Source organism: Pseudomonas sp. JL3, assembly GCF_031570575.1.
GTDB lineage: Bacteria > Pseudomonadota > Gammaproteobacteria > Pseudomonadales > Pseudomonadaceae > Aquipseudomonas > Aquipseudomonas cucumis.
Genome location: NZ_JAKWJK010000017.1, coordinates 55,475 through 68,081, shown reverse-complemented (window position 1 = coordinate 68,081; position 12,607 = coordinate 55,475). Strand labels below are relative to the sequence as shown.

Genomic DNA, 12,607 nt, shown 5'->3' with positions numbered 1-12,607 from the left:
GAAGCGCTAATGCTAGCGGATTAGGGCTTGTTCAGCTCGCCGTATAGCTCTGGGCGGCGGTCGAGGAAGTAACGATTGGCGGCGCGGGAATCGATCATCAGCTGACGATCCAGTTCACCGACAATCAGCGCTTCATCAAGTCCGGCCTGGGCGATGCGGCTGCCATCCGGCGCGGCGATGCTGCTTTGGCCGCAATACTTGATCTCTCCTTCGTGCCCGCAATAGTTGGCGTAAGCCACATAACACTGGTTTTCGAAGGCGCGTGCGCGGACGGTGACATCGGCGATGAAGTCGTAGGGAATCATGTTCGCCGTCGGTACCAGAATCAGCTCGGCGCCGGCCAATGCCAGGCGCCGGGCGTTTTCCGGGAACTCCAGGTCGTAGCAGATCAAAAAGCCAAGTTTCCAGCCGTTGAGTTCAACCAACGGAAACTCATCCGGCCCGGCGCTGAACATTGAGTGATCAAGGTCGCCGAACAAGTGAGTCTTGCGGTAGTTGCACAACCGCTCGCCATTGGCATCGATCAACTGTACGGCGTTATAGATCTGCCCGTCTTCGGTACGCTCCGGGTAGCCATACAAAATGGCGATCCCCGTCGCTTTGGCAATGCGCGCGATTTGCTGCGCCGACTCACCGTTGTGCACCTCCGCCAGTACGCTGACCGCATCGATGCCGATGTTGTAGCCGGTCAGGAACATCTCCGGCAGTATCAGCAAATCCGCGCCCTTGGCCTCTAGCGCCAGTTGATGCAGGCGTTGCAGATTGCCTGCGACATCCAGGGGCAGCGGTGGGCATTGGTAAAGGGCTACGCGCATTTCGGATTCCTCACTCGGGGAGGGCGATCGGACCGATCTCGTTGAACACATCTCCTGGACCCGGGTTTTCGGCGTGAGTTTCACCGCCGAAGTGTTTCATGATTCCCCACACAGCGTTGAGCGAGGTCTGCACTGCGCCTTCGACCCAGGCCGGCGTCCACGAAACGTCATCGCCGGCGATGAAAATCCCGCGTTGCTCGGCCGGCATGTCGTCCTGCATGAAGTGCGCGTACATGCGCTGATTGTAGCGGTAGTGGCCGGGCAGGGCGCCTTTGAAGGCTCCGAGGAAATGCGGGTCGGCTTCCCAGGACACAGTGATCGGATCGCCGATGATCCGCGCGGCGATGTCGACTTTCGGGTAGATCTTCTTCAACGCATCCAACGCCAGCTTCACCCGTTTTTCCACCGGGTGCGGAAGCATTTTCAGCGCATCGCTCATCCACGAGTACGACAGGCAAATCACCCCTGGCTTGTCGTCGCCGTTGTCGAATAGATAAGTGCCACGGGTCAGGCGATCGGTGAGGGTCATGCTCATCAGGTCGCGACCGGTTTCCGGGTCCTTGTCCTTCCAGAATGGGCGATCGACCATCACGAAAGTCTTCGACGATTGCATGTAGCGGGTGCGGTCCAGGGCCATCCACATCTTTTGCGAGAACAGGCTTTCGTCGCATTCGATCTGGGTGGTCAGCAACCAGCTCTGGCAGGTGGTCAGTACCGCCGCGTATTCGCGTGTGTCGCCGTAGTTATCGGTGACGGTAAAACGCCCGTTCGGTGCGTGGGCGATTTTTTTCACTCCGGAGCGCGGCGCGCCGCTATGCAACGAGCTGAGGCTGGTGCCTTCAGGCCAATGCACGCAACGCTCCGGCACATGGCGCCAGATGCCCAGCGGCACTTGTTCCACGCCGCCGACTACCAGATGCTGGTGATCGTCGCAGTTGGTCATCACCACGCGGAAGATTTCCAGCATCGAATTGGGGAAGTCCGAGTCCCAGCCGCCGGTGCCGAAACCGACCTGACCGAACACTTCGCGGTGATGGAACGAGAGCTTGGCGAAGGCTTCGGAGGTGGCGACGAAATCGTAGAAGGTGCGGTCGTCCCACAGCGGCACCAGGGTGTTCCACAGTTCCTTGAGGCGCGGTACGTCGCGGTCACGAATCGCTTGCTGGATATCGGAGAACTGCGAGCCGGCTTCCAGAGCATCGGCCCAGGCGTCAGCGACTTCCTGGAACAGTGCAGGAAGATCCGCCAGTTTCTGTGCGTAATGAGTTTTGCCTTCCAGATCGATTACCGTGCTACCTGATGCAGGCGTCAGCGGGTTCGGGAAGGGTTTGGTCTGGAGGCCGAGCTTGTCGACGTAATGATAAAACGCGGTCGACGACACCGGGAAACGCATACCGCCGAGTTCGGCGATGATGCCTTCCGCGCCATTGAACGCCTGGGAGCGCAGACGGCCGCCCATCTTCGAGGCTTCATAGACGACGGGTTTAAGGCCCAGCTTCATCAATTCGTAGGCGGCCACCAAGCCTGCAATGCCAGCCCCGACAATCGCCACTTCGGCGCCGTGATTGTGCGCAGGAATGCTGCCCAGCCCGGCCGGGTGTTCGATCCAGTCGTCGAAGGCGAAAGGAAAGTCCGGGCCGAAAACAGTGACCGGTTTTTTACCGTCTGCAGGATGGCGATTGTTCTTGTTCATGGCTGACCTTGCTGGCGACCTGACGCAGGGTGCGCGTCTGAGTATAGGAAAAGATGGCAGCCATTCTAGAGAGCGTAGAACACGTTAATAAGACGCAATGTGTCGTCATTTTGCTTTTCATCTAAACATTATGACGATTAAAAAAGGCATTACGACGAAACTCACCAAGGAGCGAGGCTTGCCCGCGAAGAGGCCCGACCAGGCACTCAAGACCTAATGGCGGAAACTCATACCGGCTGCCCCCGATCAATCTTGCTGCTCAGGATGATCGAAGTCGTCGTCTTCTCCACCCCATCCACACTGCCGATCTGATCCAGCAACTGATCCAGCTGCTCCGGCGAGTCGGTGCGCAGCCACGCCACGTAATCAAATTCACCACTCACCGCACACAACTGCTGCACCTGAGCCATGGCGCTCAGACGACGCAGTACTTCTTTGCCGGACCGCGGTTGCACCGTAATCCCGACATACGCCTGCAATCCGCCATCCACCACGCGCTGCCCCAGGCGAACACCATAACCGGTGATTACTTTGGCCTTTTCCAGCCGCGCCAGACGCGACGTAACGGTGGTGCGGGCGATCCCCAATTGCCGGGCGAGCATGGCCACGCTTTCACGAGCATTGATCTGCAAGGCCGCGATCAATTGGCGGTCGATTTCGTCAAGAACGGGCGGGCGGGTGTCAGGCAAGGGGGTATCTCCAGCGGCACAGAGCAATGGACAGGCATGTTACAGGCACATCCTGCGCGGTGCTCGGGTGGCGTTTGTCAAACGCCTCACGAAACCGCCGCATCTGCACGTCTGTCCCCACACCCGAGCAACCCTCACACCACGATCAGCCAGTGCCTTCACGACTCGGCAGGAGTAATGATGCGCAACGTGTCCTACATCGATAGCATGGGCACGAGCCGTTACTCTCATAGTCGAATACGCAACGGAGGACTGTGACGGGAGATGATGGGAATGATGAAGAAGATGCCTCCCGCTATACGGGATCATGCATTGCAGATTGCGAAGCACGAAATGGGGCATTACGTGGTTGCCCGAGCCTTGGGCTTTAAAACGGGTGATGTGACCCTGAAAGTGACCATGGACTTGAGGCATCAGGCCGGGGCTTCCATTCTCTTAACGCGGTCAATCTCCTCGATAGAAGAAATGAAGGAACATCTGGAAGGTCGGCTGATCGTCCTTTTTGCTGGCGCTATGAGTCAGACCTTACCTGCAAAGCATTCAGCCAGGAAACTCGTCGATAAAACGAAAGCGACAGCCATCCTGAATGGAGAGTTCGGGGCGGAACAGGATTACGCAAAAGTAAGGGAGCTACGGCATTTGCTGCGAAATATCTCCTACCCCGATACGGATCCAGCGTCGTCCGAGCGCATTACTGCCGAGCTTAAAGAGATTACTGATCGCGTGTGGTTGCGGACCCAACAAATCGTAGAGGCGTTGGCCGATACGATTACCGAGTTGGGTGCGAGTCTGATAGACGGCATGGTCATTGTGGAGCAGTGGGGGCGGCCGGCGGATACTTATGAAGTCGTGTTGACGGGGGAAATGCTCGAGCGGTTGCCGTCTGTGCAAGCCATTCCATCGTTGAGTGTTTGGGCCTGAAAAGTGCCAGGCGCGGACTTCAATTTGCCGGGCAGATATCCTGTTTTGGCATAAAGAAACGAGCAAACAATTCGGGTTGTGATTTGATGTTTAATTTTGCGTAAATATTTCGGCGGTGAACTTTTATCGTTTCTGTAGACAGGGAAAGTTTTCCTGCTATCTCTTTGTTAGAAAAGCCGCTAAGTAATAATTTGAGGACGTCCTTTTCGCGCGTTGTTATTTGTGTGCCTAGCTGGAGAATCGTTTCTGGCCATAGAGTTGGTTCAGGGAGATCTTTTTCTACCTCAATCTCAAAACTCATGCGTTGATGCATTAATGCAGTCACCCATGGTTTGATAATGTCAAGTGTTGTTATTTGCTCTTGATTGAAGCGGGCGTTGCTGCCAAAGGAAATGCACAGCGTTCTATCGGAGTCAAGTTGGACGTTGTACTGTGCTTCATCTACAGAAATATACTGTGCGAAGTATTGATGATAATACTCGGTTTCAAGGAAATGTTCCGGTGCAATATCCAGCATATGAAAAAAACCGCTCTGCGGGTTTTCTCGATTAGCTATATAAAATGGATCCAGCATATAAAGTCCCTTCACGTAGCGATGAATGAACGCATCTACTTCTTCTGTATCTGCTACTTCAGGAAGACTAACAACTTGCACTTGTTGGTTGCTAAATATTAATACGACCCAGTTATCGATTTGCACATATTCATTTAACGTACGAATAAGTGAGCTCCAGAATTCTGGACGGTTCAACTGCATGATCAACTTTCCAATCGAACGGTGCCAAGCCAGGCTATGAAGGTCGAGTGGCATTTTCTACCCCTTTAGGGTTAGGGATTCGTAGGTCGCAGGTAAGTATTCGTAGGTATTTACTATTAGTCAATGCCGGGTATATTCACGATCAGGATTCACGATGGCCATGAGGGCATGTCGTCTTGACAAGGATAGTTGTATGAGAAAGTCACCTTTGCGGACCATTTTTGCAGCCTCGCTTCTCTGTGCAGGGATCAGCACATCAGTGGGGGCTGTAGAGCCTGGTGTGTATCTGTATAACTGGTTCGGGTTTATCGCACCGGAGACCCCAAAGGAGTTTGAGCAGGAAACCGGCACCAGCATCCATATGGATGCGTTCGACAGTGCCGAAATCATGCAGAGTAAAGTGATGGCTGGGCGCACGGGGTACGACGTGGTTGTGGCTACCTCCAACGTGCTGCCAAGCCTGATCCAGGCGGGAGTACTTCAGCCGTTGGATCGTAATCAATTGAGTAATTTGTCACACATCGATCCTGATATCTTGTCCCAGGTTGCGGTCAATGACCCTGGTAATCGCTACGCTGTGCCCTATTTATGGGGCACCACCGGCATTGGCTATGACGTTGATAAAGTCAAAGCGGCATTGGGTGATAATGCTCCGGTGAATAGCTGGGATTTGATCTTCAAAGAAGAAAACATCAGCAAACTCAAGTCGTGCGGTGTGGCAATGCTCGATTCTCCAAGTGAGATCATTTCAATTGCTTTGCATTACCTTGGGCTCCCTAGCAACAGTAGGAACCCGGATGATTACCAGAAAGCTCAAGCCCTGTTGTTAAAAATCCGTCCCTACGTCCTCTATTTCGACTCATCCAGAATCGACTCTGACTTGGCTGATGGCAATATTTGTGCAGTCGTAGGGTGGGCCAATGGTGCCCTTGCTGCGCAGGCAATCAACGAGAAGGCTAATACTGGACGCAAGATTGCATACAGCCTTCCTCGCGAGGGAGCGTTGGTTTGGTCAGAAAATTTGGTTCTGTTAAAAGATGCTCCCCACCCAAGGGAAGGCATGACGTTTATTAATTATATGTTGCGACCAGAAGTTATTGCCAAGAGCTCAAATCACACGTTGTATCCTAACGCTAATAAAGATGCCACAGAGTTTGTTGAACAGAAGCTGCGCGACAATACTTGGATTTATCCAGACAAAAAGACCGTTGCTACACTTGTTCCACTTGAGTCGCTGCCATTGAAGTTGGAGCGAATCCGCACTCGGGTTTGGACCAAAGTGAAGAGTGGTACGTGATCTAGCTGGGTTGCCGTTCTCCGATACCCCCTGCGCCTAACGGTTCGGGACCCAGAAGGGCGCCTGATAGGAAGGTTCTGTATATGCGAAATTGGTGTGGTTCCTGCAATATCCCGCGTTTATTTGGAGTGCTGCTAATCACTTAGGGAGCAGGGGCAGCCCTTATCAGCCGACTTAATTAGGGGTGTCACAAAGATTCTAGGGAAGGAGAAAAATCATGTACCAAGGTGATTGCCAATGCTACTTGGAGTCGGACGAATACAAAGCCTACAAGGAGATTGAGGAGCAGATCGGCCACTGCACGCCCGAACAAGCCTGGGCCATGTATTACGTTTCGGTCGGGATGGTGCGTGAAAACATCGCCATGGCGGTGATGGAGCACATCGCCAAGGGTAACAAGGCACTGCTGGTTGAGTTTCCCGAACTTGCACCGGCTGAAAAGGGAGTTCACCAATCGAGCTAAGGCGGATCACGCAAGCCTTTCGCGACGGTGTCCATAGGACTGTATCAGCGGTGGCCACCCAGAAACACGAAAGCCGCGCAGTGCGCGGCTTTGAGTATGGTGGGCCCAGTAGGACTCGAACCTACGACCAAGGGATTATGAGTTGCTGGGCGAGCTGATATGCCTAGAGAAAGCGTTCGTAGGTGAACGTAGGTTGGCATAGCTGGAGGTCCCGTAATACGTGGTGCTAAGCGTAATTTTGAGAAGGTTGCTCAAGCTGAGTACTGTACCGTGGTTGTACTGATTTTGCGGCCTTTGAGTTTCGCAATTCGCCCCGCAGTGAAATCTTCGCCTACGATCTTCTGTAGTGCCCCCGGGCTAATCCTCTCGCAGCTCCAAACCACGTTCCATTCACAGATCGAGAAGCAAAACGCGGCTTGGCCTAAGGCGTGCGTATAGTCTGACTTTAAAGGTTGGCGATTGAGGTGACCTTTCATGTGCGCTAGATCCGTGCTGTCTAGGATCAGAATTAGGCCGCGTCCGCAGAGTTGGCGAGGCTGGTCAATGTGGCATTACACATTTCCGACTGCACCTGGCCTGCGTTACAGTCGCCACCCATCATTTAGCAGTGATTTTGGCGGCATCTAACCTAGGTTAGGAGTTACCAGTATGTTCAAAGTAACCCCCCAATCCGCCGGCAAGGTCCAACGCTAAGATCATCGATCAACGCGCTGTTGATCGACTGTTGTCCCATATGATTTTGGGTCAGAGACGGCACCGAGAAATCGTGCCAGGGCTTCAGTCCCCCTCCGTGAACCGCCGCCGCGTCAGGAAAAGCACCGCGCTCAGCGGCACGGCCAGCAGTGCTAGCAGCTCCAGGTCAAAGCCCAGCACCTGCTGCTCACCAACCTTGAAGATGCTGACCAAGCCCGTTGCCAGCAGCGCCAAACCCAGCCACTTGCGCAGCGGGTATGGTTTCAGAAACTGAACGAGGATCGCGCCCAGCACCAGAAGGACGACAGTTTGCATGATGTAGGGCATGTGCAGTTCCTCAGACCTTGATGACCAGCGTCACGACAGAGCGCTGTGGGCCAATCCCGCCATGGACCTCTCCCTCGATGCTGACCAGCACGTCACCTGCATGCAGGTTCGGCAGGGCCCCTTTGAGGTACCAGTTGACACCTGTCGTCACGACTGCACCTTAAGCCCAGCCAATGAGCGGCCCGCCCAACGCACCTACCCTCCCGGCAACGCCACCTGAGGCCGCAGCAATTCCCTTGGCGACGTTGCCGCGCATAGTGCTGATAGCATCGGCCTGCTGCCGGGTCAGGGGATTGGAAATGCAGACTGTCAGCAGGCATGGCAGGTTTCGAGCCTGCATTCGGTCGTACATATCGACGACCATGCTGTTGACTTGGTAATGGGCGCGTTTCGCTTCGCCAAAGTGCAGCTCGCGCAGGCGACCTCGGTCGCTTTCCATGAGGGTGATTTGAGACAGATTGAAGACGATCCCTTCCTCGGACCTGTACTGCGTGGTCTTCTCGAACTTCATGCGCGTATCCATTCGTGCAAAAAGACGATGATTTTCTACAAGCGGTGACTAAGATGCAAACGGTCTTTGATGTGAGGCCCCCGGGGAATTTGACGTCTGCACGGGTCTCATCGCCAGCTACCGCACCCCCGCAAGGTCAGTTTTCGGTCAGCGGCAACAGCGACGGCTCATTCGGCGTCCGAAAGTGTGCTGTGGGACCTGAAGCAAGAGAACAATAGCTTCGACCTAGATTCGGCTTACGATCAGTATGATCGTGCTCGGGAGATGTCAGCTGCGTTGGAGCTGGGCACTATGCTGGGACGGTACTCCTTCGCGGTGCCGGATGAGGTTGCACGCGGTGAGTTGCGGCTGTTGCGCAATCCAGAGGATGACCTGTAGGCCAAGGCACCTCCTTGAAGCGCCTTGGCGGCTGGCGAACGAGCATTGTACCCTTGGACCATAGGACTGTATCTGTGGTGGACCAGCCAGAAACGCGAAAGCCGCGCAATGCGCGGCTTTGGAGTTGGTGGGCCCACACGGACTTGAACCGTGGACCAAAGGATTATGAGTCCTCTGCTCTAACCAACTGAGCTATAGGCCCTCAGTAGGCCGCGGATTATAGCGATGGTTTCTCGGCTGTGCTATCCGAAAAATCCAATACGGCTGTACGAAGAAACGTCGCGGCGAATTCGTCGGGGGGAAGCGGCAGGCTGACGATGTAACCCTGGATCTGTTCACAGCCCTCCGCAGCCAGGAATTGCTGCTGTGCCTGGGTTTCGACGCCCTCGGCGATGACGGTGAACTGCATGCTGCGGCCCAGGGCGATGATCGCGCGAACAATCGCCGCGTCATGCGGGTCGTCCGGCAGGCCGCGGACGAAGGATTGGTCGATCTTGAGGATGTCCAGCGGCAGGCGTTTGAGGTAGCTCAGGGACGAATAGCCAGTGCCGAAATCGTCGATCGCCAGTTGCACGCCCAGGCGTTTGAGTTGGTGCAGCACCGCCAGCGCTTCTTCGGCTTGGCTCATGATGAAGTTTTCAGTGATTTCCAGTTGCAGGAAGCCGGGTTTGAGGTGGTTGTCCTTGAGCAGTTGTTCGATCCGGCCGAGCAGGTTCGGCTGGCGCAGTTGCGCGCCTGCGAGGTTGACTGAGAGTGGGCCCAGGCACTCATAGACCTGATTCCACTCGTACATCTGTCGGCAGGCGGTCTCAAGTACCCAATCGCCGATTTGCAGGATCATGCCGTTTTCTTCGGCCAAGGGAATGAAGTGCTCGGGAGGTACATCGCCGAAGGTGGGGTGATGCCAGCGAATCAGCGCTTCGGCGCCGACCACTCGATGATCGTCCAGACTGATTTTGGCCTGGTAGTACAAAAACAGCTCATTGCGCTCGATGGCACGCCGCAGTTCATGTTCCAGTGCCACGCGTTCGCTGGCCTGTGCAGTGAGGTCGCGGGTGTAGCTTTCAACCCGGTTACGGCCCTTGGCCTTGGAGCGATACATCGCGGCATCGGCGTTCTTGACCAGCGTGGCGACGTCGCAGCCGTCCCGGGGATACAGACTGGTGCCGATGCTGGCGCTGATGAAAAACTCGTGCTCGCCGGCCTGGAAAGGAGCGGAGAAACAATTGAGCAGCTTGGTGGCAATGTTGTCGGCATCGCTGGACTGTTGCAGGCCGGGAAGCAGGATGATGAATTCGTCGCCACCGAGCCGCGCCACGGTATCGATATCGCGCAGTTGCTCCTTGAGGCGCACGGCGATGCCTTTGAGCAACAGGTCGCCAACCGGGTGACCGAGGCTGTCGTTGATGTGTTTGAAACGGTCCAGGTCGAGGAACAGCACGGCGCCCTGGCCACCGTTTTCCTGTTGGTTGTTCAGTGCAGTCAGCAGGCGGCTTTCGAACAGTGTGCGGTTTGGCAGGCCGGTCAGCGGGTCGTGGTGCGCCTGGTAGTCGAGTTTGGCTTGCGCGTGCTTGAGGCTGGAAATGTCCGCGAACACTGCAACAAAGTGGGTGATGAATTTATCCCGGTTGCGCACTGCGCTGATGGTCAGCCAACTCGGGTAGAGCTCGCCATTCTTGCGCCGGTTGGAAATCTCGCCTTGCCAATGACCGTCGGCGGTCAACTGATGCCACATCGCCGCATAAAATGCGCTGTCGTGCAGGCCTGAGGCGAGCAGGCGAGGGGTATGGCCCAGAGCTTCGCTCTCGCTGTAGCCGGTGATTTCGGTGAACGCCCGATTGACCGCGCTGATGTGCTGTTGGGTGTCGGTGATCAATACACCCTCGGCAGTGCTCTCGAACACCGTGGCGGCCTGCTGCAGTTTCTCCTGCATCAGATGCCGCTCGGTAATGTCCCGGGCGATGGTCAGCATGCAGTCCTCATCGCCGATGGGCAACGGCCGGCTTGAAACCTCACAGAGCCGGATCTGCCCGTCTTTGCGGCGAATATGGCAACTGAAGTCGCGGACGAAACCATCCCGGTGCAACAGCTCGAGCATCTGTTTGCGCTCGTTGAGATTGACCCAGATCCCCAGGTCCAGGGCCGAACGATCCACGGACATTGCGCTATTGAAACCGGTAATGCGGCTGAAACCTTCGTTAACCTCCAACAGCAAGCCGTCACTTTGCCGGGACAGGAGCAAGCCGTCGGGAGAAGCATGAAAGGCTTTGGCGAATTTTTCTTCGGAGGTTTGCAGTTGTTGCTGGGTTTCCTTGAGCTGACTGATGTCCCGCACGACGACCACCAGGGCCGGGGTGGTATCGAGATCGAAAGGCTCGGCGGAAATCAGGCCGGTAAACACCTGGCCATTGCTGCGGCGAAAGGGCATCTCCAGGTTGCGAATGCTGCCGGCCTGCAAGCGTTGCAACAAACCCGGCCCCACGCCGGGTACGCCCCAGATGTTCAGGTCGGTTGCGGTCTGGCCTATGACGTCTACGGCCTTGAGGCCGATCTGTTCTTCGAACGCTTCGTTGACCTCCAGTAGACAACCGTCGGAAAGCCGCGCGATCACCAGAATGTCCGGGCATTGCTGGAACACTGACGCGAACTTCTGTTCCGACAGGCGTAACGCTTCTTCGGTGCGCTTGGCTTCGCTGATGTCGATCATCAGCCCGCGCAGTACTGGTTCATGGGCGTGCTCGATCAGGCTGACGATATCGCGGACCCATAGGCAGCGACCGTCAGCGGTGATGACCCGGTAATCGACGCTGTGATCGCGCCCGGCCGCGACTTCACGGTCGCAGAAGGTCTGGGCCCGGGTCAGATCCGCGGGGTGGATGATGTTGCGCCAGAAGCCCGGAATCAGCCAGTGGGACAGGGGATAACCGAGGAGGTCCTGAGCGTGAGGTGACACGTAACTGTAGGTGTAATCGCTGATCCGTGCTTCCCAGGCGATGGCCGAAAGACTCTCCACCAGCCCGCGGTAATGGTATTCGCTGCTGCGCAGCTCCTGTTCCAGAGCGACCCGACGGGCAATTTCCGAACTGAGTCGGCGATTGATCCGAATAACCACTGCCAGCACGATTATCAGAAACAGTAATCCTGGCAAGCCATAAATCAGCACGTCGAACCAGAAGGTCCGATGGTCCAGGACGTTACCGACCCAGTGTTCCTGGATGGCACTGATTTCACTCGGGGTCATGTCTGCCAGGACTTTGTCCAGGATGCTGACCAGTACCTTGTTGTTCGGGGACACGGCCATCGCCAATTGGTAGCGATAGGGTGTTTCACCGCTGACGTAGAGCCCGTCGAGCTTGAGCTGGCGCAGGCTCCAGACACTGGAGGCGAGATCGCCCACTACGGCGTCTACGGCGTCGGTGGCGAGCGCCTGCAGGGCCGAGCTGACGTTAGGCATCGCCACCAGATTCAGGTCGGGATGGTGAGTGCGCAGTAGTTCATGGGGGGCGTAGTTTTCCACTACGGCGATCTTCAGCCCATACAGGTCTTCGAGTTTGCGCGGTTGGGCGCCTCCGACGTGAGCCAGAATGACTATCGGAAAGTCGAGATAGGGCCGGGTGAATGATAGATACGTCTGACGCTCGGGAGTCGACATGATGCCCGGCAAGATGTCTAGCTTGCCTTGTTTGGCCTGCTGCAAGACTTCAGTCCAGCTGACCGGCTCGATGGGCGTGAGTTTGATGGCCAGCCGTTGACGGATGACGTTGATGTAGTCCGCTGCCAGGCCCTGATAACGCCCATGTTCGTCACGAAACTCAAACGGCGGCCAGGACGCGTCCACGCCCAGGCGCAATTCCGGGTGAGCCGTTAGCCAGCTACGTTCTTCGTCGGTAAGAGTCAACGCGCCAGCCGTTGCGGTCCAGGTCATCAGCGACAGCAAAAAAAGCACGGTCGGCCATCTGGGCATAACGGTCTCGTTATGGCTTGGGGGAATGTTTCGAGTGTAGACGGGCTATGCGGCGGGGGGGATGTACGGGGCATTTAATCTGCATAAAGCAAAACCCCC

11 protein-coding genes and 1 tRNA gene are annotated in these 12,607 nt (G+C 56.0%); 3 read left to right on the top strand and 9 right to left on the bottom strand.

Annotated features, from left to right (window positions below; genetic code table 11):
- Nucleotides 1–20: 20 nt before the first annotated feature.
- The 3 genes from MMG91_RS23825 to MMG91_RS23815 all read right to left on the bottom strand — a co-directional run bounded on the left by MMG91_RS23825 (nucleotide 21) and on the right by MMG91_RS23815 (nucleotide 3,197).
- On the bottom strand, nucleotides 21–815 hold the full coding sequence (locus tag MMG91_RS23825; RefSeq protein ID WP_310660905.1) for a carbon-nitrogen hydrolase family protein: 795 nt from the start codon (nucleotides 813–815) through the stop codon (nucleotides 21–23).
- Nucleotides 816–825: 10 nt separating this feature from the next.
- Complete coding sequence (locus tag MMG91_RS23820) at nucleotides 826–2,508, bottom strand: NAD(P)/FAD-dependent oxidoreductase (RefSeq protein WP_008067390.1); 1,683 nt, start codon at nucleotides 2,506–2,508, stop codon at nucleotides 826–828.
- A 227-nt stretch (nucleotides 2,509–2,735) separates the two neighbouring features.
- Nucleotides 2,736–3,197 (bottom strand): Lrp/AsnC family transcriptional regulator, encoded by a 462-nt coding sequence (locus MMG91_RS23815; protein WP_007980298.1) that lies wholly within the window; start codon nucleotides 3,195–3,197, stop codon nucleotides 2,736–2,738.
- Nucleotides 3,198–3,470: 273 nt separating this feature from the next.
- On the opposite strand from MMG91_RS23815, the gene MMG91_RS23810 reads away from it, so the two are divergent.
- Nucleotides 3,471–4,118, top strand: coding sequence for a peptidase M41 (locus MMG91_RS23810; protein WP_310660904.1), 648 nt, complete (start codon nucleotides 3,471–3,473; stop codon nucleotides 4,116–4,118).
- 19 nt (nucleotides 4,119–4,137) lie between these two features.
- Here MMG91_RS23810 and MMG91_RS23805 read toward each other — a convergent pair whose 3' ends face one another.
- Nucleotides 4,138–4,929 (bottom strand): helix-turn-helix transcriptional regulator, encoded by a 792-nt coding sequence (locus MMG91_RS23805; RefSeq protein ID WP_310660903.1) that lies wholly within the window; start codon nucleotides 4,927–4,929, stop codon nucleotides 4,138–4,140.
- 139 nt (nucleotides 4,930–5,068) lie between these two features.
- On the opposite strand from MMG91_RS23805, the gene MMG91_RS23800 reads away from it, so the two are divergent.
- A complete protein-coding gene (locus MMG91_RS23800; RefSeq protein WP_310660902.1) occupies nucleotides 5,069–6,172 on the top strand; it encodes a polyamine ABC transporter substrate-binding protein in 1,104 nt (367 codons plus the stop codon).
- 217 nt (nucleotides 6,173–6,389) lie between these two features.
- Complete coding sequence (locus MMG91_RS23795; protein WP_310660901.1) at nucleotides 6,390–6,635, top strand: hypothetical protein; 246 nt, start codon at nucleotides 6,390–6,392, stop codon at nucleotides 6,633–6,635.
- 777 nt (nucleotides 6,636–7,412) lie between these two features.
- Here the strand turns inward: MMG91_RS23795 and MMG91_RS23790 are convergent.
- The 5 genes from MMG91_RS23790 to MMG91_RS23770 all read right to left on the bottom strand — a co-directional run bounded on the left by MMG91_RS23790 (nucleotide 7,413) and on the right by MMG91_RS23770 (nucleotide 12,508).
- Entirely contained in the window at nucleotides 7,413–7,655 is a 243-nt protein-coding gene (locus tag MMG91_RS23790) for a hypothetical protein (RefSeq protein WP_310660900.1), read from the bottom strand.
- 10 nt (nucleotides 7,656–7,665) lie between these two features.
- Nucleotides 7,666–7,806, bottom strand: a complete 141-nt coding sequence (locus tag MMG91_RS23785) for a hypothetical protein (protein WP_310660899.1) — start codon at nucleotides 7,804–7,806, stop codon at nucleotides 7,666–7,668.
- 9 nt (nucleotides 7,807–7,815) lie between these two features.
- Nucleotides 7,816–8,166 carry a hypothetical protein gene (locus tag MMG91_RS23780; protein ID WP_310660898.1) on the bottom strand — a complete coding sequence of 117 codons (351 nt, stop codon included), beginning with the start codon at nucleotides 8,164–8,166 and terminating at the stop codon, nucleotides 7,816–7,818.
- 503 nt (nucleotides 8,167–8,669) lie between these two features.
- Nucleotides 8,670–8,746 (bottom strand) — tRNA-Ile (locus tag MMG91_RS23775).
- Nucleotides 8,747–8,761: 15 nt separating this feature from the next.
- On the bottom strand, nucleotides 8,762–12,508 hold the full coding sequence (locus MMG91_RS23770; RefSeq protein ID WP_310660897.1) for an EAL domain-containing protein: 3,747 nt from the start codon (nucleotides 12,506–12,508) through the stop codon (nucleotides 8,762–8,764).
- Between the last annotated feature and the right edge of the window lie 99 nt (nucleotides 12,509–12,607).

Coding starts and splice junctions, on each gene's coding strand:
- MMG91_RS23825 (WP_310660905.1), bottom strand. CDS start 815: ATGCGCGTAGCCCTTTACCAATGCCCACCGCTGCCCCTGGATGTCGCA.
- MMG91_RS23820 (WP_008067390.1), bottom strand. CDS start 2,508: ATGAACAAGAACAATCGCCATCCTGCAGACGGTAAAAAACCGGTCACT.
- MMG91_RS23810 (WP_310660904.1), top strand. CDS start 3,471: ATGATGAAGAAGATGCCTCCCGCTATACGGGATCATGCATTGCAGATT.
- MMG91_RS23805 (WP_310660903.1), bottom strand. CDS start 4,929: ATGCCACTCGACCTTCATAGCCTGGCTTGGCACCGTTCGATTGGAAAG.
- MMG91_RS23800 (WP_310660902.1), top strand. CDS start 5,069: ATGAGAAAGTCACCTTTGCGGACCATTTTTGCAGCCTCGCTTCTCTGT.
- MMG91_RS23795 (WP_310660901.1), top strand. CDS start 6,390: ATGTACCAAGGTGATTGCCAATGCTACTTGGAGTCGGACGAATACAAA.
- MMG91_RS23790 (WP_310660900.1), bottom strand. CDS start 7,655: ATGCCCTACATCATGCAAACTGTCGTCCTTCTGGTGCTGGGCGCGATC.
- MMG91_RS23780 (WP_310660898.1), bottom strand. CDS start 8,166: ATGAAGTTCGAGAAGACCACGCAGTACAGGTCCGAGGAAGGGATCGTC.
- MMG91_RS23770 (WP_310660897.1), bottom strand. CDS start 12,508: ATGCCCAGATGGCCGACCGTGCTTTTTTTGCTGTCGCTGATGACCTGG.